This window comes from Thioclava sp. GXIMD4216 (genome assembly GCF_037949285.1).
GTDB lineage: Bacteria > Pseudomonadota > Alphaproteobacteria > Rhodobacterales > Rhodobacteraceae > Thioclava > Thioclava litoralis.
The window spans coordinates 836046-857437 of sequence record NZ_CP149926.1 but is presented as its reverse complement, the minus strand read 5'-3'; the positions used below and the strand labels follow the sequence as shown (position 1 = coordinate 857437).

Annotated in this window: 20 protein-coding genes; 12 read left to right on the top strand and 8 right to left on the bottom strand. The window is 59.8% G+C overall.

The features are described 5' to 3' along the window. Positions 1 to 67: 67 nt before the first annotated feature. The 3 genes from polA to WDB88_RS04220 all read right to left on the bottom strand — a co-directional run bounded on the left by polA (position 68) and on the right by WDB88_RS04220 (position 4237). Complete coding sequence (gene polA / locus WDB88_RS04230) at positions 68 to 2905, bottom strand: DNA polymerase I (protein ID WP_339108958.1); 2838 nt, start codon at positions 2903 to 2905, stop codon at positions 68 to 70. Positions 2906 to 3492: 587 nt separating this feature from the next. Continuing rightward, positions 3493 to 3912 (bottom strand): globin domain-containing protein, encoded by a 420-nt coding sequence (locus WDB88_RS04225; RefSeq protein ID WP_339108957.1) that lies wholly within the window; start codon positions 3910 to 3912, stop codon positions 3493 to 3495. A 100-nt stretch (positions 3913 to 4012) separates the two neighbouring features. Further along, positions 4013 to 4237 carry a zinc-finger domain-containing protein gene (locus WDB88_RS04220; protein ID WP_339108956.1) on the bottom strand — a complete coding sequence of 75 codons (225 nt, stop codon included), beginning with the start codon at positions 4235 to 4237 and terminating at the stop codon, positions 4013 to 4015. Between the two features lie 81 nt (positions 4238 to 4318). On the opposite strand from WDB88_RS04220, the gene WDB88_RS04215 reads away from it, so the two are divergent. Next, complete coding sequence (locus WDB88_RS04215) at positions 4319 to 5248, top strand: ABC transporter ATP-binding protein (RefSeq protein WP_339108955.1); 930 nt, start codon at positions 4319 to 4321, stop codon at positions 5246 to 5248. Between the two features lie 123 nt (positions 5249 to 5371). On the opposite strand, the gene WDB88_RS04210 is transcribed toward WDB88_RS04215, so the two are convergent. From WDB88_RS04210 to ectA, 4 genes are read right to left on the bottom strand one after another with little or no spacing between them, the layout of a single operon-like run. Next, the gene (locus WDB88_RS04210) at positions 5372 to 6814 is read right to left on the bottom strand and encodes an aspartate kinase (RefSeq protein WP_339108954.1); all 1443 of its coding nucleotides are present in this window, start codon (positions 6812 to 6814) and stop codon (positions 5372 to 5374) included. A 6-nt stretch (positions 6815 to 6820) separates the two neighbouring features. Then, positions 6821 to 7228 carry an ectoine synthase gene (locus WDB88_RS04205; protein ID WP_339108953.1) on the bottom strand — a complete coding sequence of 136 codons (408 nt, stop codon included), beginning with the start codon at positions 7226 to 7228 and terminating at the stop codon, positions 6821 to 6823. Positions 7229 to 7273: 45 nt separating this feature from the next. Next, complete coding sequence (ectB, locus tag WDB88_RS04200; protein WP_339108952.1) at positions 7274 to 8542, bottom strand: diaminobutyrate--2-oxoglutarate transaminase; 1269 nt, start codon at positions 8540 to 8542, stop codon at positions 7274 to 7276. A gap of 49 nt (positions 8543 to 8591) precedes the next feature. Continuing rightward, entirely contained in the window at positions 8592 to 9101 is a 510-nt protein-coding gene (gene ectA / locus WDB88_RS04195) for a diaminobutyrate acetyltransferase (RefSeq protein ID WP_339109466.1), read from the bottom strand. A 260-nt stretch (positions 9102 to 9361) separates the two neighbouring features. Between ectA and WDB88_RS04190 the strand changes: the two genes are divergently transcribed. From WDB88_RS04190 to WDB88_RS04175, 4 genes are all read left to right on the top strand, one after another. Next, on the top strand, positions 9362 to 9844 hold the full coding sequence (locus WDB88_RS04190) for a MarR family transcriptional regulator (RefSeq protein ID WP_339108951.1): 483 nt from the start codon (positions 9362 to 9364) through the stop codon (positions 9842 to 9844). A gap of 185 nt (positions 9845 to 10029) precedes the next feature. Then, positions 10030 to 11214, top strand: a complete 1185-nt coding sequence (locus WDB88_RS04185; protein WP_339108950.1) for a M24 family metallopeptidase — start codon at positions 10030 to 10032, stop codon at positions 11212 to 11214. Between the two features lie 14 nt (positions 11215 to 11228). After that, positions 11229 to 12383 carry an acetylornithine deacetylase gene (gene argE, locus WDB88_RS04180; protein ID WP_339108948.1) on the top strand — a complete coding sequence of 385 codons (1155 nt, stop codon included), beginning with the start codon at positions 11229 to 11231 and terminating at the stop codon, positions 12381 to 12383. 101 nt (positions 12384 to 12484) lie between these two features. Continuing rightward, on the top strand, positions 12485 to 12625 hold the full coding sequence (locus tag WDB88_RS04175; RefSeq protein ID WP_339108947.1) for an entericidin A/B family lipoprotein: 141 nt from the start codon (positions 12485 to 12487) through the stop codon (positions 12623 to 12625). A 73-nt stretch (positions 12626 to 12698) separates the two neighbouring features. Here the strand turns inward: WDB88_RS04175 and WDB88_RS04170 are convergent, their stop codons facing one another. Continuing rightward, positions 12699 to 13517, bottom strand: coding sequence for an ABC transporter permease (locus WDB88_RS04170; protein WP_339108946.1), 819 nt, complete (start codon positions 13515 to 13517; stop codon positions 12699 to 12701). Between the two features lie 123 nt (positions 13518 to 13640). Between WDB88_RS04170 and cysQ the strand changes: the two genes are divergently transcribed. From cysQ to WDB88_RS04135, 7 genes are all read left to right on the top strand, one after another. Then, entirely contained in the window at positions 13641 to 14435 is a 795-nt protein-coding gene (cysQ, locus tag WDB88_RS04165; RefSeq protein WP_339108945.1) for a 3'(2'),5'-bisphosphate nucleotidase CysQ, read from the top strand. Further along, positions 14435 to 15232 (top strand): manno-octulosonate cytidylyltransferase, encoded by a 798-nt coding sequence (locus WDB88_RS04160; protein ID WP_339108944.1) that lies wholly within the window; start codon positions 14435 to 14437, stop codon positions 15230 to 15232. Before cysQ ends, WDB88_RS04160 begins: the two co-directional genes overlap by 1 nt. A gap of 334 nt (positions 15233 to 15566) precedes the next feature. After that, positions 15567 to 16472 carry a UTP--glucose-1-phosphate uridylyltransferase GalU gene (galU, locus tag WDB88_RS04155; RefSeq protein ID WP_339108943.1) on the top strand — a complete coding sequence of 302 codons (906 nt, stop codon included), beginning with the start codon at positions 15567 to 15569 and terminating at the stop codon, positions 16470 to 16472. 1 nt (position 16473) lies between these two features. Continuing rightward, positions 16474 to 17460 carry a UDP-glucose 4-epimerase GalE gene (gene galE, locus WDB88_RS04150; protein ID WP_339108942.1) on the top strand — a complete coding sequence of 329 codons (987 nt, stop codon included), beginning with the start codon at positions 16474 to 16476 and terminating at the stop codon, positions 17458 to 17460. A gap of 187 nt (positions 17461 to 17647) precedes the next feature. Next, positions 17648 to 18493 carry a glycosyltransferase family 2 protein gene (locus WDB88_RS04145; protein ID WP_339108941.1) on the top strand — a complete coding sequence of 282 codons (846 nt, stop codon included), beginning with the start codon at positions 17648 to 17650 and terminating at the stop codon, positions 18491 to 18493. Positions 18494 to 18683: 190 nt separating this feature from the next. Further along, positions 18684 to 19694 (top strand): glycosyltransferase family 2 protein, encoded by a 1011-nt coding sequence (locus WDB88_RS04140; RefSeq protein WP_339108940.1) that lies wholly within the window; start codon positions 18684 to 18686, stop codon positions 19692 to 19694. After that, entirely contained in the window at positions 19691 to 21388 is a 1698-nt protein-coding gene (locus tag WDB88_RS04135; RefSeq protein WP_339108939.1) for a beta-1,6-N-acetylglucosaminyltransferase, read from the top strand. Before WDB88_RS04140 ends, WDB88_RS04135 begins: the two co-directional genes overlap by 4 nt. Positions 21389 to 21392: the final 4 nt, after the last annotated feature.

Genomic DNA, 21392 nt, shown 5'->3' with positions numbered 1-21392 from the left:
CCCTTTGGGACCACCCTAGCGCGGGGCTGGCGGCTGCACAGCCAGCCCTTACGTCACGGTCGCGTGATCAATGCGCCTCGGCCCAGGAAAGCCCCTGCCCCGCATCGACAATCAGCGGCACATCAAGCTTCACCGCAGGCTCGGCGGCGCCTTCCATGACCTCGCGGGCGGTGGCGATCAGCCGGTCCACATCAGCCTCGGCCACCTCGAAGATCAGTTCGTCATGGACCTGCAGGAGCATGGTCGCATCAATGCCCTTGATCGCATCGGGCATGCGCACCATCGCGCGGCGGATAATATCGGCAGCCGCCCCCTGAATAGGCGCGTTGATGGCGGCACGTTTGGCAAAGCCCGCCCCCGGCCCTTTGGCATTGATCTCGGGGGTGTTGATCCGGCGACCGAAGAGCGTTTCGACATAGGCGTGCTCTTTGGCGAAGGCCGTGGTGTACTCCATATATTGGCGGATGCCGGGGAAACGCTCGAAATAGCGGTTGATGAATCCCTGCGCCTCGGCGCGGGGAATGCGCAGGTTGCGCGCAAGACCGAAGCCCGAGATGCCATAGATGACGCCGAAGTTGATCGCCTTGGCCTGACGGCGGATCATCGGGTCCATGCCCTCGACGGGGGTGTTGAACATTTCCGAGGCGGTCATTGCGTGAATATCCACGCCCTCGCGGAAGGCCTGTTTCAGCGCATCGATCTGCGCCACATGAGCCAGAATCCGCAGCTCGATCTGGCTGTAGTCAAGGCTGACGATCCGGCGGCCCTCGGGGGCGACAAAGGCCTCGCGGATGCGGCGACCCTCATCCGAGCGCACGGGGATGTTTTGCAGGTTCGGGTCGGTCGAGGCCAGACGCCCCGTATTCGCCCCCGCAATGGAATAGGACGTATGCACGCGACCCGTCTCGGGGTTCACATGGGTCTGCAGCGCGTCGGTATAGGTGGATTTCAGCTTGGAAATCCCGCGCCAGTCCAGCACCGCCGAGGCGAGTTTCGCGGCCGCGGGGTTGCGGTCTTCCATCGTCGAGACGTCTTCGAGCACATCGGCGCCCGTCGAATAGGCGCCGGTCTTGCCCTTCTTGCCGCCTTCGACGCCCATCACATCAAAGAGGATCTCGCCCAGCTGTTTCGGGGAGCCCACGTTGAATTTCTGGCCTGCGATCTCGGTGATCTCGTCTTCCAGCTGCGCCATTTTCTGGGCAAAGACATTGGACATGCGCGCCAGCACCGAGGCATCGACCTTCACCCCCGCCATTTCCATATCGGCCAGAACCGGCACAAGCGGGCGTTCTTCGGTTTCATAGATCGTGGTGGCCTTTTGGGCATGAAGCTGCGGCTTGAACAGTTGCCACAGGCGCAGGGTGATATCGGCGTCTTCGGCGGCATAGGCCACGGCCTTATCAAGCGGCACCTTGTCGAAGGTGATCTGCGATTTCCCCGAGCCGATCAGATCCTTGATCGGGATCGGCTGGTGGCTGAGATAGCGGTCCGACAGCGTATCCATCCCGTGGCCATGCAGACCGGCGTGGAGGGAATAGGACAGAAGCATCGTATCCTCGATCGGCGCCATGCGGATTCCATGGCGGGCGAGGATCTTGAAGTCATACTTCATGTTCTGCCCGATCTTGAGGATCGAGGGGTCTTCCAGCACGGGTTTCAAGAGCGCAAGCGCCTCTTGCAGGCCCATCTGTTCGGGCACAAGCTGCGCGCCACCGAAGAGGTCATCGCCACCCTCGGTATGGCCCAGCGGCAGATAGGCGGCCTCATTGGGTTCAATCGCCAGCGAAACGCCAACCAGATCGGCTTGCATCTCGTCAAGCGAGGTCGTCTCGGTATCGATGGCCAGCCAGCCACGCGCGCGGGCTTTATCAAGCCATTTGGCAAGCGTCGCGGCATCCTTGATATGGACGTAGTTTTCGGGGGTGAAGGGGGCCGCCTCAACGGGGCTTCCCCCCGCCTCGGCGGCCCCGCCCGTGGCTTTCGCCACGGGCTCTGGCGCGGGCGGCGGCGTGGTGCCGGATTTCTCGGCAACGCGGCGGGTGAGCGTGCGGAATTCCATCTCGTTGAGGAATTTCATCAGGGTTTCCGGCTCGGGGTCGCGGACCTCAAGGTCGTCCAGCGTGAAATCAAGGGGGGTCTGGGGGTCCAGTGTCACAAGCTGTTTCGACAGGCGGATCTGGTCGGCATTGTCGATCAGGGTCTGGCGGCGCTTGGGCTGTTTGATTTCACCCGCCCGTTCCAGCAGCGTTTCCAGATCGCCATATTCATTGATCAGAAGCGCCGCCGTCTTGATGCCGATCCCCGGAGCGCCCGGAATATTATCGACCGAATCGCCCGCAAGCGCCTGCACGTCGATCACCTTATCGGGGGCCACGCCGAATTTCTTCTCGACCTCTTCGGGGCCGATCTGGACGTTCTTCATCGGATCCAGCATCTCGACCCCGCCGCCGACAAGCTGCATCAGGTCCTTATCGGAGCTGAGGATCGTCACCCGACCGCCTGCTTCGCGCGCCTGACGGGCAAGGGTGGCGATGATGTCATCTGCCTCATAGCCCGCCAGTTCCTTACAGGCGATATTGAAGGCCTCGGTGGCCGCACGGGTCAGCGGGATCTGCGGGCGCAGGTCCTCGGGCATGGCCTCGCGATTGGCCTTATACTGGTCATAGAGGTCATTGCGGAAGGTATGGCTGCCCTTATCGAAGATCACCGCCACATGGGTCGGCGCATCCGCGCCCTTGGCCTCTTCGACATATTTGAACAGCATATTGCAAAAGCCCGACACCGCTCCGATCGGTAGCCCGTCGGATTTGCGCGTCAGCGGCGGCAGCGCATGATAGGCGCGGAAGATAAAAGCCGATCCGTCGATCAGATGCAGGTGGCACCCTTTGCCAAAACCTTCCGCCATATGCTTCCCTCCGGTCAGCTTTTACATACCTGTATTTCGAGACGTTCTGCCATGATCCGCCGGTTTCTTCCAGTTCTACCGGGACTTTCTTTTCCCCCTCGGACAAGCAAGCCGCCCGACGTCTGACCGGGTTACCGACAACCTTGCCCGAAGGGAGATACCCCTGCGAACTCTCCGAGGACACGACCAGTTACCCTATGGGATGCGCCTCTATCGGAGAGAAAGGGGATTGGTGAAGTGACCGTGGTTCAGGACGCGGCGCATAGGGATCTGCGCGGCCGGATCCATTACAAGACCCTGTTTCATTACAAGACCTTCTACAGGCACATGGGCGCAACGCCAGTGACATGAGCCAGCCGATGTGGCCCGTGAGACCAGCAGACCGCACAGATCCTGTTCGCCGATCAGGGCGCCTATACCGGCATCCCCCCACGGATAGGGCCGGACAGGGCGCCGGCAGATGTCCTGATGGGCGCGAAGTGCAGATCCGGAACCGGTCCGGTACTCACATTGCTGAATACGTCGCGCACAAATATGGCAGCCCGCCTCTGCGCTGCGATCGGGCTGAAATCCCGATTTTGCAACTCTCAGGCGGCTTCATCCGATGCACCGGCCAGCATCTCGCGACTGACAAACTCCAGAAAGCGGCGCCAGGCTGTTTCATAGGCCTCTGTCCAGTCGCGCCCCAACTGGATCGCCAGAGTCGCCACAAGGGCCTCTATCACGGCGGGATAATGTTCGGCCCGCACCCCGTGCCCGCGATGGTCACGCCCCAACTGGCGCAATGCCCGTGACAAGTCTTCGGGCGCGTTTTCATAAGACAGCAAAAGCTGCAGCGCCCCCGCAAACTTATCGGCCTGACGCGCGATAGATCTGGGGAAAAGCGGCTCCATCTCCGGATGGCGGGTCAGAAGATAAAGGTAGAAATCCTGCAAAAGGCAGGGCCTGCGCAAAAGCGCCTTTGCGTAGCTATCGCGAATAAGTGCAGTCAGGCCCTTGTCCAGCACGATCCTTCCCTCCGAAACGTGACGCAACGGTAGGAAGAATAGCTTAACAGGGGCCTAATCGCGATGCGGGCATTGGTTCAAATTGAATCAACCCGCAGGGTCAGTGCCCCGTCTTGGCATGCGCGCGGTCGATTACATATTTCTTGTCGCAATATCCGCATTCGACAAAGCCGGTTTCGGGCGGAATGGCCAGCCAGACACGCGGATGCCCCAAAGCCCCCACGCCGCCATCACAGCACACTTTCCACGTCGTCACGATTTCGGTTTCAGGGGCTTCCGGCACAGAAGGGGTCGGGGTAGCGGCAGTCTGGGTGGTGGCGGTCATCGGTGGCTCCACTATATTAGGGACAGGCAGCAAGCGCCCGGGTTCGGGCCCATGATACAGCAATGCGAAAAGGACCGGCAAGTGGCAGGATCGGCAATCGAGATCAAAGGTTTACGGAAAACTTACGCAGGCACGCGCCATGCGCCCCCGAAAGAGGCGCTGAAAGGGCTGGACCTTGATATTCCCGAAGGCTCGATCTTCGGACTGCTCGGGCCCAATGGCGCGGGCAAATCGACCACGATCAATATCCTCGCAGGGCTTGTGCGTAAAAGCGCAGGTCAAGTGAAAATCTGGGGCTTCGATCAGGATGAGAATCCCCGCCAGTCGCGGGCGGCCATCGGCGTGATGCCGCAGGAAATCAACATGGACCCCTTCTTCAAACCGCGCGATCTGCTGGAACTGCAGGCAGGGCTTTATGGTGTGCCCAAAGCCGAGCGCTGGACCGACGAGATCCTCGAACTGGTGGGACTGTCGGATAAAGCGGAAACCTATGCCCGCAGCCTTTCGGGCGGGATGAAACGCCGTCTGCTCTTGGCCAAGGCATTGGTCCATCGCCCGCGGATTCTGGTGCTGGACGAACCGACAGCGGGGGTGGATATCGAACTGCGCAGCATGCTGTGGCGCAATGTCCGCAAGCTGAACGAACAAGGCATGACGATCATCCTGACGACCCATTATCTGGAGGAGGCGCAGGAGATGTGCGACGAAATCGCCATCATCAATCATGGTGATCTGATCATACGCGACAGGACCGAGGCCCTGCTGGCACAGATGGACGCCAAAACCATGCTGATCACCCCAATGGGCGACGCCCCCGACATCACCCTGCCCCAAGGCGTGCAGCTGACCCGCCGCGAAGACGGGCTGCTGGCCTTCGACTACAACCGCCACAAGACCTCGGCCAATGCCATCCTCGACGCGGTGCGCGCCGCCCATATCGACATTGCCGACGTCAAAACCACCGAGGCCGATCTGGAAGACGTGTTCCTCTCCCTCACCTCGGGCCGCTAAGGAGGGGGCAAGGCCCCCGACCGGTTTCGCCGGGGCCTCGATGGCCGCGGTGAAACCGTCCCCCCCCAACAGAAAAAGGGGCACCCCGAAGGGCACCCCTTTCCCGCATTCACAAACCCAAACTCAGGCCGCTTTCAACTGCAACTCGCAGGGCGCGATAAACTCGCCATGCAGCGCGGCAATCACCGGCTTCAGGCTCGGGCGCTCCAGCACGAATTGCACATCCACATTGCGTGGACCCTGCGTCGCCCCCAATGCCTCATGGCCCGCCGCCGCAATCGCCTGCAGCCCGCGCGTCAGGGTCGATAGCCCGTTCAGATCGCGCCCGATGATCGAGGCCATCGCCAAGGGTCGCGCCGAGACCTTGGCCGAGGGGTAGATCCGGTTCAGATCCTGCTCCACCTGCCGCGCCACCTTCAACGAGCAATCGACATAATGGGTGATCGTATTGGCATTCGACGCCTTGGAGATGATGCGCACATCATGGCGCGTCAGCACCTCGAGGATCGCCGCATCATAGCCCTTCACCCCCACCATATCCTGCTCGAACAGCTCGAGCGCCAGAATGTCGAGGCCAGTGATAATCTCGACGGCTGGCGTATCCGCCGGCTTGTCGTCGATCAGCGTGCCCGGATCGTCAGGCTCAAAGGCGTTGGTCACGCGCAACGGCACCTCGGCCTGACGCAGCGCCTTGGCTGCCTTGGGGTGGATCGCCTCCATCCCCATATTCGATAGCTGGTCGGCCACGTCATAATTGGTATGACCCAGCTTGCGCACGGCCTCCTGCCCCACAAGGTTCGGGTCCGCCGAAGACAGATGGAACTCCTTATGGATGATCGCCTCGCGCGCGCCGGTCAGCGCCGCCAGCCGCGAGAAGGTCACCTCGGAATAACCACGGTCGAATTCGGCCATCAGCCCTTCGCGGCATTGCGCATAACCCGTGACAATCGGCATCTCACAGGTCAGATCCACGCCCTCAAGCCCCGCTTTCAGGCGGCCCTCAAGATCGGGATCGCCCTCTTCGCGCCAGCCCGACAGGTCGACAAACCGCGCCGCCACGCCTGCGCGTTGCAGCATCAGCGTGGTGACATAGGCCGAATGCGCCTCGCCCAGACCCGAGAGCATCTCGCGCATCGCCAGCATATGATCCGACAGCCGGAAATGCCCGTAGGAACACAGCCGCCCCAGATCGATCAGGCAGTTACGCGCGCCATCGATCCGGTCACGCACGAAACTGTCGGCCTGCGCCAGATCGGCGGGATGGTCCAGCACCTTGCGATGCGCCTCCCCCATGGCCTGCGCCACAACATCCAGCGCTTCCAGCCAGCCGTGATCATTATCGGCATCGGCAAAACGCGCATAGACGCCGCGCTCGCCGGTCTTCTTATGCTCAAGAAGCAGGTTGGTGATGCCGCCGAAAGCCGAGACCACGAAGACACGGCCATAAAGCGCGGCCCCTTCGCGATCCCCGATAAACAGTGTGTCGCGCAATTCGCGCACGCGGCTCATCGAAGTGCCACCGATCTTTTCGACGGTATGAGCGGGATATTGGGGTGCACTGCCCATAGTGGCTTACGCCTTCTCCAGCTCGTCCGCAGGCGCGTAAGAGCCGTCCTCTCGGTGCACTTCCTTGCCGGTCACCGGCGGGTTGAAGCAGCAGGCCATCACCAGATCCGCGCCCTCATCGGCAATCAGGCGGTGACGGTCATGGAGGTTGAGCGCATACATCACGCCGGGCTTGATCTCATGGGTCTTATTGTCGTTATCCAGTTCGATGATGCGCCCCGTGCCGGACATGCAATAGACGCTCTCGAAGTGGTGCTTGTAGTGGAACTCATGCTCCGAGCCCGCTTCCAGCGTGGTGATATGGAACGAGAAGTTCATCTTGTCATCGGCCAGCAACATGCGGACCGAGGTCCAGCGCTCATTGGCCACGGCTTTATCGGTGTTCTTCAGTTCGTTGAAATCACGTACAATCATAGTGGTCTCCTATTCATTGGGGGCTGGGTTATTCGCCAGTCCGGATTACTTGCCAGCGACTTCGCGGGCCGATTGGATCAGGATGTCCAGACCCTCGCGGAAGATCGCATCCGGCGTGGTCAGCGGTGCCAGCACCTTGACCACCTGGTCTTCATTGCCCGAGGTCTCGATCACGAGGCCCTTTTCAAAGCAGCGGCCACAGATCTCGGAGGCGCGTTCGCCGGTGCCGACATCCACGCCCTGCATCAGCCCACGGCCCTTCAGGAAGGCGCCATCGAACATCTCGGCCACCTGCGACAGAGCCGTCGTCAGCACCACAGCCTTATCGGCCAGCTGGCGTTGGAAGACATTATCGGCCCAGAACTTCTCGATCGCGGTTTTCGCGGTCAGGAAGGCATGGGTATTGCCGCGGAAGGTGCCGTTATGCTCGGCGGGGCCCATCACGTCATGCTCGGGGCGCACCAGAACCAGCGCCATCGGCAGGCCCATGCCCGAGACCGATTTCGCCATGGTCACGATGTCGGGCTTCACGCCCATTTCTTCAAAGGAGAAGAAGGTGCCGGTCCGGCCACAGCCTGCCTGAATATCGTCGATGATAAACAGCGCGCCATGCTTGCGGGCCACGGCCTCGACGCCGCGCACGAAGTCCGGCGATGCGGCATTCAACCCGCCCTCGCCCTGCACGGTTTCCATGATGATCGCGGCGGGCGCGTCAACGCCACCCGAAGCATCCGACAGCATCTGGTCCAGCAGAGCGACCGAATCCACGCCCTCTGCATAGCCATCGAACGGCATGCGGGTCACGCCCTGCGGCATCATCCCTGCCCCACCACGGTGATAGCCATTGCCGGTCGCAGCCAGCGCGCCCATGGTCACCCCGTGGAAGCCATTAGTGAAGGCGATGATATTCTGACGACCCGTCGACTTGCGGGCGATCTTCATCGCGGCCTCAACCGCATTGGCGCCAGTCGGGCCGATGAACATCAGCTTATGGTCCATATCGCGCGGACGCAGGATCAGGTCGCGGAAGACCTCGATGAATTCGCCCTTGGTATCGGTATGGAAATCAAGCGCATGGCCCAGTTTATCCGCCATCAGGTGGTCAACCAGAGCCTGCTTCATATCGGGGTCGTTATGGCCGTAGTTCAGCGACGAACAGCCCGCCAGAAAGTCGATGTAGCGTTTGCCATCGGCGTCGAACAGCTCCGAACCACGGGCTTCGGTGAAAACGGTATCGAAACCACGGCAGTAAGAGCGGGCATCGGATTCGCGTTGGGTAAAAATTGTCCGGTCGTTTGCTTTGTCAAACGGCATAAAGAACCTCTTGGGTTTGATATGGGGAGAATGGGAAGAAGGGGGCGGATCAGGCCGCCGCCATCGCCTCTTCCTCGAATGTGATGGTGACCATGTGCTCGGTTGCGGCATGGCCTGCGAAGTGGTCATCGCGGTCGAAATGTGCAGCCGATGTCAATTCGCCGCCAACAGAGCGCGCGAAAGAGCGGAACAGGCCCCATGAAGCCTCGTTCGATTTGGTGATGGTGGTCTGCAGGCGGGCACAATCCGCCGTCTCGGGGCGGTCAAGCAGATGAGCCAGCATACGCTTGCCCAGGCCAAGACCGCGCGCTTCGGGCGCCACGGCCACCTGCCAGACAAAAAGGGTATTGGGGGTCGAAGGCGGGATATATCCCGAAATCCAGCCAATCGGCAGGCCATCCTGTTCGACCAGAACACAGGTATCGCGGAAATGGTCGCATTGCAGGAGATTGCAATACATCGAGTTCTCGTCCAACGGCTTGCACCGCGACACCAGCGACCAGATTTCCGACCCGTCCTTCGCGTCCGGCTTTCGGAAGGTAAGCTTTGGCTGTTTCATGACTTCGACTGTCGGCACGATTCCACTTCCTCAGTTGCTTCGTCAATCTAATTAGATCATCGAAGTATAAATTTCAACATTCAAAGTAATTTTCTTTTCTAATGTTGAAAATATGGGCTTAAATTTGCTATAAACCCATCGAAACCCTAAGTGACAAAGGGAATATCCGTTAGTCAAAGCAAAGGAAATCGTAATTGCCCGCCGCCTCCGCCTCTGCGATATTAAGCCATTCGAAGCTTCTAACCAGTTATGGAGACGGTATGAGCAGCGACCGTACCGATATGAGTCTTATTGCCCTGCGCCGCATCCTGCGTGCGACCGAGCTTTTTGGCCGTGACCTTGCGAAATCGGCGGGGCTGACGCCTGTGCAGTTCCGTGTCCTGCAGGTGGTGGCCGAAAAGGGCTGGTCGACCGCCAAGGCGATCTCGACCCGCATGGGGGTCAGTCAGGCCACCGTTACCTCGCTTGTCGACAAGCTGGTCGATAAAGGCATGGTGCAGCGCCAGCGGTCCGAGATCGACCGCCGCCAGACCGATATTGTCATCACCGAAGCCGGCCACCACGCGCTGGACGAAGCCCCCGACGCCCTGCAACAGCGCTTTGTGAAGAAGTTCGAAAATCTGGCCGATTGGGAGCAGGCCCAGCTTGTGGCCTCGCTGGAACGCGTCGCCGCGATGCTGGATGCGGGCGCGATCGATGCAGCTCCCGTGCTGCATTCAGGGGATATTACGCCAAGACAATAAGCAGATACGCGCCCTTCGGGGGCGTATGGGCCTTGGGTTTCCGCCAAGGCAGCCGATTTCCGTTTGACGCTCGCAGGGCATGCGGTGTCCCATATAGGCAAGGCAGCGCCCGAACAGGTGCTGCCCGCCACCGCACGCCATCGGCCCCAGCCGGTTTACGCCAGCAATTTCAAGACGGAGACTCCATGCCCATCGAGAATGCCCCCTTCAGCCTGCCCGAATATCAACGTCGCATTGCGCTGGTGCGCCATTCGATGGCCGAGCGCGGGCTGGATGTGCTGTTTGTCACCAACCCATCCAACCAGTTCTGGCTGACGGGCTATGACGGCTGGTCCTTTTACACCCATCAGGGCGTTATCCTGACGATGGAGGGCGACCCGATCTGGTGGGGCCGGATGATGGATGCCAATGGTGCCAAGCGCACCGTCTGGATGGGCGACGAGCAGATCCGGTGGTATGCCGACCGTATGGTGCAATCCGACACGGTGCACCCGATGGAAGACCTCGCCTCGCATCTGCGCATCCTTGGCCACGGTCAGGCGCGAATCGGGGTGGAGATGGAGACCTATTTCTACACCGCCCGCGCCCATACCGTTCTGGCCGAGGGGCTGCCCGACGCCACGCTGGTGGATGCGTCGGTGCTGGTGAACTGGCAGCGGCTGATTAAATCCGACGAAGAGCTGCGCTTCATGCGCCGTGCCGCGCGGATCTCGGAGCTGGTGATCTCGCGCGCGGTCGAGCTGATCGAGCCGGGCTATCACAAGCATGATCTGGTGGGCGAGCTGTATAAGACCGCCGTTCAGGGCGAGGATGATAGCTGGGGCGATTACCCCGCCATCGTGCCGATGCTGCCCTCGGGGGCCGATGCCTCCGCGCCGCATCTGACGTGGAATGGCGAGGCGTTCCAGAAAGACCAGATGACCTTCGTTGAACAATCGGGCTGTTACCGGCGCTATCACGCGCCGCTCTGCCGGTCGGTTTACTTGGGCAAGCCGCCGCAGCATATGCTGGATGCGGCGCAGGCGCTGACGGCGGGGCTGAATGCCGGGATCGAGGTCGCCCGCCCCGGCAATCGCGCCTGCGACATTGCCCGCGCTTTGGACACGGAGCTGCTGAAAGTGGGGATCGAGCGCCCTGCCCGCTGCGGCTATGCGGTCGGCTGTTCCTACCCGCCGGATTGGGGCGAACATACCGTCTCGCTCAGGGCGATGGATGAGACCGTGCTGCAACCGGGGATGACCTTCCACTTCATGCCGGGCCTCTGGATGGACGACTGGGGGATGGAAACCACCGAAACCATCCTGATCCGCGAGGATGGGCCCGCCGAGCCGCTGTGCAATATCGAACGCAAGCTCTTTGTCAAAGACTGAGCTTGGAGGGAAATATGTCAGATCTTCAACATGCAAAGGCTATTCTGGGAGACCTGATTGCTTTCCCCAGTATCTCTGCCGAGAGCAATCTTGATATCATCACTTATTGCGCCCGCCATCTGGAAGCGGCAGGCGCAAGGGTAGAGATCCTGCGCGATCCGTCAGGGAAAAAGGCCAATCTCTGGGCCACGCTCGGGGCGGAGGGGGATGGCGGGCTTGTGCTTTCGGGCCATAGCGATGTCGTGCCGGTGGCCGACCAGAATTGGCGCACCGACCCTTTCGAGATGCAGGAAGAAGACGGTCGGCTTTACGGGCGGGGAGCATGTGACATGAAAGGCTTCATCGCCTGCTGCCTGACCAAAGCCGAAGATCTGGCGCGCATCGCCGGTCAACACCCCATCCATTTCGCGTTCACCCATGATGAAGAGGTCGGCTGCCTTGGTGCGCGCGCACTGACCGACACGCTTGCCCAACGCAACCTCCGCCCCCGTCTCTGCATCATCGGCGAGCCGACCGAGATGCAGGTGATCGAGGGCAATAAGGGCTGTTGCGAATATAGCGTGACCTTTTCGGGGCTGGAGGGCCACAGCTCGGCCCCCGAACGCGGCGTGAATGCGGTGGAATATGCGGCGCGCTATATTGCCCGCCTGTTGGAGCTGCGCCAGCATCTGGTGGCCCGCGCCCCTGCGCAGTCACGTTTCGACCCGCCTTGGACCACATTGAATGTGGGACGGCTGCAAGGGGGTGTGGCCCATAATGTAATTGCCAATCATGCGGTTCTGGACTGGGAATTCCGCCCCATTACCAGTGATGACATGCATTTCGTGAAATCCGAGGTCGCCAGCCATGTTGACACCCTACTGGCCGAGATGCGCCAGACCCACCCGCAGGCCAGCATCCTGACGGAAACCATAGGCGAGGTCGCGGGGCTGGAACCTATGCCGGAAAACGAGGCCCGCGATCTGGTCTTCGGGCTGACGGGGCACAACGAGGCGGCCTGTGTCCCTTTTTCGACAGAAGCCGGCCTGTTTCAGGCCCTTGGCACCGATGTGGTGATCTGCGGCCCCGGGTCAATCGCGCAAGCGCATAAGCCTGACGAATTTGTCAGCCTTGACCAGATGCAAAGCTGTCTGACCATGTTCGATCGGCTGATTTCCGACCGCTCATAGGCAGAAATCCGTTCATACGGGAATATTCACGATAATGACGGAACTTGCGGAACCTGCATGATTTTCGTGTGTTATGGCCCCAGAGACAAAGGAGTCGCACCATGACAAAACGTATTTTCCCCGCCCTTATTCTTGTTGCCGTCAGCGCGCTTTCGGCCTGTTCGACGGTGCACGGCTTCGGTCAGGACGTTTCGACCGCAGGTCACGTTGTCCAGCGCGAAGCGGTAGAAGCCCAACGCTGATCCCGCATGGACGGCAGCCCCCGGTGCATTTTGCTGTGGCGGGGGCTTCCGGATCGGGGCGGTTTTCGCCCCCTTAACGTCGGGCGCCCCAAGAGACAGAGGCGTATTGACGGGTATAAAATTCGCCCAGCAAACCGATCATCATCAGCGCCAGCCCGACATAAAGGGCATAGGGCCAATTCGAGAAATGCGGATTGTAGTTGATGAACGTGTAGCCGCGTGCTTGGTCGATTGTATGAAACAGCGGGTTCCAGCTGAACAGGACCAGCATCTTGTGCGGCAGGGTATTGGCCAGAAACATCTTGCCGGACGCGATCATATTGGCGCGGGAATAGACCTGCTGGATCACCCCCACAACGTCGGGGGCCCAAGGCTTGGCCGCCAGAAACACCATCCCGATCGCCACACCGGTAAACCAGCTCAGCATCACCATCCCCAAGGCACCGACCCAGTTGTAAAACGAGATCGGCGTGAATGCGGCGTGATAGACATAGAGCACCGCCACAATCGACAGCATCTGGATATAAAGTGCGCCCAGAGCAGCCGCGGTAATCGAGACGGCGGTCGTCATCGGGGCGTGTTTCATCATGGCAGAGGTCGGCCCTTCCGCCCCGAAGACCGCGCTCATGGCCTTGGCATGGGTCATGAACAGGAACACCCCGCTCATGATATATAACAGGAAATCACCGCGCACCGTACTGCCGCGACCAAGCAGCGCATACATGACATAGAAGGTGAAAACGAGGATCATCGTCTGCATCATGTTCATCAGCAGCCCCACCAGCGCATTGCCGTGGGTTTTGCGGATTTGACGCACCGTCGCATGGTAGATCAGCTCCAGAAGACTGAAGGTTGACCCGATTGTCGAATTACTTTGTTGCGCTCTGAACATAATTCCGCACTCTGCCTCGTAGGACTGAATATGTCTTGCAAAACTTGCTGTTTACTTGATGCCCTATCATAACTGTGACACCTAAACAGTACTAAGCGGCGAACGTGACGGATTGGAGACCTCATGGATTATGAAAAGCTCGTGCCAACCATTCGCAAACTGGCTCTGGAAGCCGGCGACCGAATCATGGAAATCTATGATGGTCCGGATTTCGAGATCAAATCCAAATCCGACGACAGCCCCGTAACGGCCGCTGACGAAGCGGCGGACAAGATCATCTCGGACGGGCTGCGCGCGGCATTCCCCGATGTGGCTCTGGTGACCGAGGAACAGGCGGCAAGCCATGATCTGACAGTATCGACCTTTTTGATTGTCGATCCGCTGGATGGCACGAAAGAATTCATCAAGCGTCGCGGCGAATTCACCGTGAATATCGCCTATGTCGAAAACGGCGTACCGAAAGCGGGCGTGGTTTACGCCCCTGCGATCAAGCGCCTCTTCTACACGCTCGCCGATGGCCGCTCGGTCGAGGAAAAAGGCAGCTTCGACAAAGAGCAGCCCGGCGAGATCAGCCCGATTACGGTTTCGACCCCCGATAACCGCGCGCTGATGGTGGTGGCCTCGAAATCGCACCGCGATCAGGCGACCGACGACTATATCGGCCAGTATGGCGTGAAAGACATGACCTCGGCCGGATCGTCGCTGAAATTCTGTCTGGTCGCGACCGGCGAGGCCGATCTTTATCCCCGCCTTGGCCCGACGATGGAATGGGACACCGCCGCAGGGGATGCGGTGCTGCGTGGCGCGGGCGGCCTTATGATCAACTTCGAGGATCACAAGACCTTCTCTTATGGCAAAGACGGTTTCCGCAACCCCTTCTTCATCGCCTATGCACCGGGCGTCCTGCTGGTAAAATAATGTCGACCCTTATTGTTATTCCGGCGCGCTACGCATCGACCCGCTATCCGGCGAAACCGCTTGTGGCCCTGACCGGTGCCACAGGCGAGAAAAAGACCCTGATCCGCCGGAGCTGGGATGCGGCCATGTCGGTGCAAGGCGATCTGCGGGTTGTCGTGGCCACTGATGACGAGCGCATCAGGGCCGAGGCCGAAAGCTTCGGCGCCGAGGTGGTGATGACCTCGCCCGAGTGCCGCAATGGCACCGAGCGCTGCGCCGAGGCCCATGCCAATCTGGGCGGTGGCTTCGAGTATGTGGTCAACCTTCAGGGCGACGCGCCGCTGACGCCCCCCTGGTTTATCGAGGCGCTGATTGCGGGCATCAAGGGCTGCGATCTGGATCTGGCGACGCCGGTCCTGCGTTGTGAGGGCGCGATGCTGGAGGCGCTGAAGGAGGACCGTCGCCATGACCGCGTAGGCGGCACCACGGCCGTCTTCGGGGCCTCCCATCAGGCGCTCTATTTCTCGAAAGAGGTCGTGCCCTTCACAAGCCAGACCTATGCGCCCGATGCACCGACGCCCGTTTTCCATCATGTCGGGGCCTATGCCTATCGCGCCGAAGCACTGGCACGCTATCCCGGGTGGGACATCGGACCGCTCGAACAGCTCGAAGGGCTGGAGCAGCTGCGCTTCCTCGAAAACGGCCATGACATCCTCTGCGTCGAGGTCGAATCACGTGGTCGCCAGTTCTGGGAACTGAACAACCCTTCGGATGTGAGCCGTATCGAGGCCATGATGGCGGAAATGGGACTCGCCTAAAAGTTTAGAACTGCTCGGTATTTGATCGAGCAGTTCTTATAAACATTTAAAAATTGGTTAATTCGCATAAAATTTCCGCAACGTTAACTCAACCTCAGGGTTATTTTCCATTCGCCAAAGCAGCGGAGATCAGCTTAAGCTGTGAGGGACGGCTTGATTAATCCGGAAATCTCAACAAATTAAAAAATGCCGTGACACGTTGAACTAAATTGCGCGTTCGCGCGTTCTGGGAATTGATGCGACATCGCGATCTTGTTTGGAACCAAACTTCGTGTGTAACATTGATTAAACTGAAATGGATGCAACTCCGCATCCTAAACCAAAAAGGTGCTTGATGACACGTAAGGTCACTAAAGCGGTCTTTCCCGTTGCAGGTCTTGGAACCCGCTTCCTCCCCGCGACCAAATCTATTCCTAAAGAAATTCTGACGCTGGTTGACCGGCCGCTGATTCAATATGCCATCGACGAGGCACGCGCCGCAGGCATCACCGAATTCATTTTCGTGACCTCGCGCGGGAAATCCGCACTCGAGGACTATTTCGACGACGCCCCCGAACTGGACGCCTCCCTGCGTGCCAAGAACAAGACGGCGATCCTCGAAGAGCTTGAAAAAACCAATATGCCCTCGGGTGCCATTGCCTATGTCCGCCAGCGTCGCGCGCTGGGTCTGGGCCATGCGGTCTGGTGTGCGCGCCGGATGATCGGCGATGAGCCCTTCGCCGTGATCCTGACCGATGACGTAATCGCAGCCGACAAGCCCTGTCTGGCACAGATGATCGAGGCCTATAACGAAAATCCCGGGAACTATGTTGCGGCGATGGAAGTGCCCACCTCGAAGATCTCGTCCTACGGTGTGCTTGATTGCGAACAGGTCAACGGCAACACCTATAAGGTGAACGGCATGGTTGAAAAGCCGCCAGCCGAGGAAGCGCCCTCCAATCTTGCGGTCATCGGGCGTTATATCCTGACCCCCGAAATCCTGCATAACATCGATGCGGCGATCCAGTCCAACACCACCGGTGCGGGCGGCGAGTTCCAGCTGACCGATGCAATCGCGCAGGACATCGAAGCGGGCAATCCGGTTTACGGCTTCCGTTTCAACGGCCAGCGTTATGACTGCGGCTCCAAGGCAGGCTTCCTGCAAGCGACCGTGGCCTTTGGTCTGGCACGCGATGACCTCAAAGACGAATTCGCCGAATATCTGGGCGATGTCATGACGATGCGGGCTGCTGCAGAGTAAGATGACCAAACATGTTCTAGTCACAGGTGGTGCGGGCTATGTTGGTTCGCACGCTTGCAAGGCGCTCAAGCAGGCAGGGTATGTCCCTGTCTGCTTTGACAATTTATCGACCGGCTGGAAAGAGGCTGTCAAATTTGGCCCTCTTGAAGTGGGAGATCTGCACGATCGCGCCCGCCTCGACGAGGTCATTGCCAAGTACCAGCCTCTTGCCATCATGCATTTCGCGGCCCTGTCCCTTGTGGGCGAGTCGATGAAAAACCCCGCAAAATATTGGGCGACCAATGTGAATTGCGCGCTGAACCTGATTCAGGCAGCCACCGATGCAGGGATCGACAAATTCGTCTTTTCCTCCACCTGTGCGACCTATGGCGATCAGGATGGTGTGGTGCTGAATGAACAGACCCCGCAATTCCCGATCAATGCCTATGGCGGGTCCAAACGCGCCATCGAGGATATGTTGCGCGATTTCGGCAATAGCCACGGGCTGCGCTCGGTGATCTTCCGCTACTTCAATGTGGCAGGGGCTGACCCCGAGGCAGAGGTGGGCGAACAACATGTGCCAGAAACCCATCTGATCCCGCTGATGCTGGATGCAATCGCCGGAAAACGTGCAGCGCTGACGGTGTTCGGCTCGGATTACGAGACCCGCGATGGCACCTGCATCCGCGATTATGTCCATGTCTCCGATCTGGTCGATGCGCATGTTCTGGGGCTGAAATGGCTGGAAGAGGGCAAACCCTCCGAGGTCTTCTGCCTAGGCACCGGCAACGGGTTCTCGGTGCGGGAAGTCATCGCGCAATCGCGCAATGTCACCAATCGCGAAGTGCCCATCATCGAAGGCGACCGCCGCGAGGGGGATGCCGCCGTGCTGGTCTCGGGGTCGGTGAAAGCGAAAGACGTGCTGGGGTGGACCCCCAAACGTGCCGAGCTGGAAACCATGATTGCCGATGCATGGCGCTGGCATCAGGCGCCGGAATATGCAGAATAATTCCTGACCCAGTCAGGAGACCTGCCCGATGCAGACCCGAACGCTCTGGTCTGCATACCGGTTGCGGCAAAAACGACAAAACGCTCTTCTGCGCGCATGGATGGCGCGCAGAAGGCTTACGCCCCCGCCGCGCCCCTTTGCGGCCCCGTCCGATGCGCCTGTCCTCTTCTGTTGCCTGCGCAACGAGATGGAGCGTCTTCCCGCCTTTCTGGAACATTATCGCCGCCTCGGCCTCGGCCATTTCCTGATGGTCGATAACGGGTCGGAGGATGGCAGCACGGCCTATCTCGCGGCGCAACCGGATGTCTGGCTCTGGCAGACCGGTGCCAGCTACCGCGCCGCGCGGTTCGGCATGGACTGGATCAACGGGCTACTTCTGGCCTATGGTCATGGCAGATGGTGCCTGACGGTCGATGCCGACGAGCTTCTGGTCTATCCCGACCACGACAGGCTTCCTTTGCCCCGGTTGACCCGCAAGCTGGATCAGGCGGGACAGGATGTCATGGCCGCGCTGATGCTGGATCTCTATCCGAAAGGGCCTTTGTCGGAGGCGCATGACCTGCACGATCTCACCGAATTCGACGCTTGGGGCTATGACTGGGAGTATCAGCCACGCTACGGCAATATCTCCATCCGTGGCGGCCCGCGCAAACGCCTGTTCTTTCGGGACCGTCCGGATCACGCCCCCCATCTGCATAAAACGCCACTCCTGCGCTGGCACTGGCGCTACGCCTATCTGAGCTCGACGCATCTGCTTCTGCCCCGCCGGTTGAATGGCGGCTTCGATGCACGGCGGAACCTGACGACCGGCGCGTTGCTGCATAGCAAGTTTCTGGCCTCGTCGATGGACCGCGCCCGCGAGGACCAGCACCGCAAGCAGCATTTCACCCATGTCGAGAACTATCACCGCTACTACGAAGCGCTTACCGAAAATCCGACCCTTTGCGGCGCTCCCTCGCAAAGCGGCCCGACAGCGCCCCGCCTTGAAGCCTGCGGGCTGATCACCCGCGGACAGGCGCTTGCGCGGCGTTAGACGCACAGTCGCCAAGGAAATCCGTGCGACCAACCATGACTGATTTACCCGCCCGCCTATATGCCCTAGCGTGCAAGAACCCGATCAACCCGCCATGAGAAGACAGGCACTCTTGTGCACAACGAGGCCCGTTAATCCTGTTGAAAAGAAGATCGGGCAGAAAGACAAAATGCGGGCGCGAGACGGTTAGGTGAAACTGAAACAGCTTTATAAATTGCGATGGGAACGGAAAAAGTTCTTGTTCCGCGCGTTTCGCAAACGCCGCGAATTGAGCTGTCTGGCCGACAGAACCCGTGCCATCCGCACCGAGGATATTCTGGTCTTTGTCACGCTGCGCAACGAGCGTATCCGCCTGCCCTATTTCCTGCGCTATTACCGCGAGATGGGCTGCCATCATTTCATAATCGTCGATAACGGCTCGGATGACGGATCGCGCGAATATCTCGAAACCCAGCCCGATGTCTCGCTCTGGCACACGAAAGCCAGCTATAAGGGCGCGCGCTTCGGGATGGACTGGGTCAACCATCTTCTGCGCCGCTATGGCACGGGGCATTGGTGCCTGACAGTCGATCCCGATGAATTCTTCGTCTATCCTTTCTGTGACACCCGCACGCTGGATGCCCTGACCGACTGGCTGGATACCTACGACATCCCGCATTTTCCAGCCATGCTGCTGGATATGTATCCCAAGGGGCGGCTGGAAGAGCAGCCCTATGAGGAAGGCCAGAACCCGTTCGAGATTGCCTGCTGGTTCGACAGCGGAAATTACACCATCACGAAAAACCGGATCTACCAGAATCTCTGGATTCAGGGCGGACCACGCGCGCGCAAATTCTTCGCCAGCGCGCCGGCAGAGGCCCCTTCGCTCAACAAGATCCCGCTGATCCGCTGGCAGAAAAACTATGTCTATATCAGCTCGACCCATATGGCGCTGCCGCGCGGGCTCAATACGGTCTATGATGAATGGGGCGGCGAAAAACCTTCGGGCTGCCTGCTGCATGCCAAATTCCTGTCGGTGCTGAATGCGAAGGTGACGGAAGAGATCACCCGCAAGCAGCATTATTCGGCCTCGCGCGAGTATAAGGCCTATGCCGAGGTGCTGGCGGAAGATGGCGAGCTTTGGTGCCGCTGGTCCGAAAGATATATCAACTGGCGCCAGCTTGAGATTCTGGGCCTCATGTCGAAGGGCAACTGGGCATGAGCGTCGGGTTTGTCATGATGTGCCATACCGCACTGGACCGCGCCGCCGAAGTCGCGCGTCACTGGGCCGCGCAGGACGCGCCGGTGGTGATCCATGTCGACAAACGGGTTTCGGCCTCGGCCTATGACGGTTTTGTCGCGGCTCTGGCCGACCTGCCCAATATCTCGTTTTGCGAACGTTTCGCCTGCGAGTGGGGCACATGGTCTCTGGTGGCGGCAGCCCAAGCCGGGGCCGAGCAGATGCTGGACCGCCACCCCGAGGCACGCCATGTCTTTCTGGCCTCCGGCTCCTGCCTTCCGCTGCGCCCCCTCGAGGAACTGCGCGCCTATCTCGATGCCCGTCCCTGGACCGATTTCATCGAATCCGTCACCACATCGGAAGTGGGCTGGACGCAGGGCGGGCTGGACATGGAACGTTTCACCCTGCGCTTCCCCTTCTCATGGCGCAAGCACCGGAAGCTGTTCGATGATTACGTCGCCTTCCAACGCAAGATCGGATTTCAGCGCAAGATCCCCGACGGGCTGGTGCCGCATATGGGCAGCCAGTGGTGGTGCCTGACCCGCAAGACCCTGATCGCCATCCTGAAGGACAAGGACCGCCCGCTTTACGACCGCTACTTCAAGAAGGTCTGGATACCGGATGAAAGCTATTTCCAGTCGCTGGCGCGGATCTATGCCACCTCGATCGAGAGCCGGTCGCTGACGCTGACCAAATTCGATTTTCAGGGCAAGCCGCATATCTTCTATGATGACCACTTGCAGCTTCTGCGACGCTCGGACTGCTTCGTGGCGCGCAAGATCTGGCCCAAGGCCGACAGGCTTTATGCGACGTTTCTCAAACAGCGCAAACCGGCGGCCAAGATCGCAGAGCCCAACCCCTCGAAGATCGACCGCCTGTTCACCAAAGCGGTCGAACGGCGCACGCGGGGCCGTCCGGGCCTGTATATGCAGTCCCGCTATCCCAATCGCGACCATGAGAACGGCAAGACGGCAGGCCCCTATTCGGTATTCCAGGGCTTTTCGGACCTTTACGAGAATTACGAAGGCTGGCTGTCGAAATATGTGGCGGGGCGCGTGCATGGCCATCTTTTCGACAAGGATCAGGTTGCGTTTTCGGGCCATGATCCGATGTTCAACGGCTGTCTGGGCGACAGCCCCGAGCTGCGCGACTATGCCCCCCGCGCCTTTCTGACAAACCTGATGTGGAATTCCCGTGGCGAGCGGCAATGCTACATGTTCAGCCCGCGTGACAATCAGGCGCTGAACTGGTTCACAGCGACCGACCCGAATGCACAGATCTCGGTGATTACGGGCGCATGGGCCATTCCGCTTTATCGTTCGACAGATCCATTCGCGACGGTGCGCAAAGAGGCCGCGCGCCTGCAGAAGATCGAACTGGCCCAGCTGGAGATCCTGCGCTCGATGTATGTCAAAGCGCGCATCCGGCTTTGGAATTTGCAGGAATTTCTGGAAAACCCGATGGAGCATCTGCAGATCATCATCGACGAGATCAGCCCCCGCGCCGCACGGCGTCTGGCGGAAGCGCCGCAGATGGTCGATCTTAGCGGCTTCGGGCAGTTTTTGCAGAACCTCAAGAACCAAGGCATGCAACCCCAGCTGATGGGCGATTTCTCGACCGTCTCGACACCGGATCCCCACGCAACGCGGCGCAGACGCTCGCAATTTTTAAAGTGATCTT

Coding starts and splice junctions, on each gene's coding strand:
- polA (WP_339108958.1), bottom strand. CDS start 2,905: ATGGCGGAAGGTTTTGGCAAAGGGTGCCACCTGCATCTGATCGACGGA.
- WDB88_RS04220 (WP_339108956.1), bottom strand. CDS start 4,237: ATGACCGCCACCACCCAGACTGCCGCTACCCCGACCCCTTCTGTGCCG.
- WDB88_RS04210 (WP_339108954.1), bottom strand. CDS start 6,814: ATGGGCAGTGCACCCCAATATCCCGCTCATACCGTCGAAAAGATCGGT.
- WDB88_RS04205 (WP_339108953.1), bottom strand. CDS start 7,228: ATGATTGTACGTGATTTCAACGAACTGAAGAACACCGATAAAGCCGTG.
- ectB (WP_339108952.1), bottom strand. CDS start 8,542: ATGCCGTTTGACAAAGCAAACGACCGGACAATTTTTACCCAACGCGAA.
- ectA (WP_339109466.1), bottom strand. CDS start 9,101: ATGAAACAGCCAAAGCTTACCTTCCGAAAGCCGGACGCGAAGGACGGG.
- WDB88_RS04190 (WP_339108951.1), top strand. CDS start 9,362: ATGAGCAGCGACCGTACCGATATGAGTCTTATTGCCCTGCGCCGCATC.
- WDB88_RS04185 (WP_339108950.1), top strand. CDS start 10,030: ATGCCCATCGAGAATGCCCCCTTCAGCCTGCCCGAATATCAACGTCGC.
- argE (WP_339108948.1), top strand. CDS start 11,229: ATGTCAGATCTTCAACATGCAAAGGCTATTCTGGGAGACCTGATTGCT.
- WDB88_RS04175 (WP_339108947.1), top strand. CDS start 12,485: ATGACAAAACGTATTTTCCCCGCCCTTATTCTTGTTGCCGTCAGCGCG.
- WDB88_RS04170 (WP_339108946.1), bottom strand. CDS start 13,517: ATGTTCAGAGCGCAACAAAGTAATTCGACAATCGGGTCAACCTTCAGT.
- cysQ (WP_339108945.1), top strand. CDS start 13,641: ATGGATTATGAAAAGCTCGTGCCAACCATTCGCAAACTGGCTCTGGAA.
- WDB88_RS04160 (WP_339108944.1), top strand. CDS start 14,435: ATGTCGACCCTTATTGTTATTCCGGCGCGCTACGCATCGACCCGCTAT.
- galU (WP_339108943.1), top strand. CDS start 15,567: ATGACACGTAAGGTCACTAAAGCGGTCTTTCCCGTTGCAGGTCTTGGA.
- galE (WP_339108942.1), top strand. CDS start 16,474: ATGACCAAACATGTTCTAGTCACAGGTGGTGCGGGCTATGTTGGTTCG.
- WDB88_RS04145 (WP_339108941.1), top strand. CDS start 17,648: ATGGAGCGTCTTCCCGCCTTTCTGGAACATTATCGCCGCCTCGGCCTC.
- WDB88_RS04135 (WP_339108939.1), top strand. CDS start 19,691: ATGAGCGTCGGGTTTGTCATGATGTGCCATACCGCACTGGACCGCGCC.